The organism is Salmonella sp. SAL04162 (assembly GCF_046551535.1).
GTDB lineage: Bacteria > Pseudomonadota > Gammaproteobacteria > Enterobacterales > Enterobacteriaceae > Salmonella > Salmonella enterica.
Genome location: NZ_JBGDVX010000047.1, coordinates 1 through 672, shown reverse-complemented (window position 1 = coordinate 672; position 672 = coordinate 1). Strand labels below are relative to the sequence as shown.

General features: G+C 50.4%; 1 pseudogene. It reads right to left on the bottom strand.

Annotated features, from left to right (window positions below):
* Nucleotides 1-3: 3 nt before the first annotated feature.
* A pseudogene (locus tag ACLJRH_RS26230) lies at nt 4-672 on the bottom strand (IS3-like element ISSen1 family transposase); the annotation flags it as partial.

Sequence of the window (672 nt, the reverse complement as noted above, 5' to 3'; positions counted from 1 at the left end):
TGACTAGTCCTGATATAGGTTGACAGTTTTTTGTCTGTAAAACGCCTGATGAACATCATCGGGCGTTTTGTATTTCAGGGCCAGGTGTGGCCGTTCATGGTTATAAATTGCCACGGACTCTTTTACTATTTCCCGCGCTTGCGCCAGGTCTGCAGGACGCGAGAGTAAAAACTCATTTTTCAGTATCCCGTTTATTCTCTCAGCCAGCGCATTCTGGTAGCAGTCGTAACCATCGGTCATTGAACAGGTTATTCCGTTTCGCTCATGAACTGACTGATAAAGTACCGAACAGTATTGCAGTCCTCTGTCAGAGTGATGTACCAGCGGACCTGTCGTTTTTCTCCGCCTCAGAGCCTGCCTGAACGCCTTTACCACATTTTCTGTCTGCAGGTTTTCCCCGACATGGTAACCCACGATTTTTCTGGAGCAGGCATCGGTGACCAGACTCAGATAGGCCGTGCCGCTGCGTAGTGGAAGGTAAGTAATATCGGCGACCCAGACCTGCTCTGGCTCAAGGGCGGTAACCTGTTCAGGGCCGGGTTTCAGCAGATTAGGATGCCGGTAAAAGCGATGATGGCTGTTGGTGGTTTTGTGATATGCCCGTTTCACGGGTACCAGGAGCCGGTATTCACCCAGCAGATTAAACAGACGGTCCCGTCCGATATTCAGCGT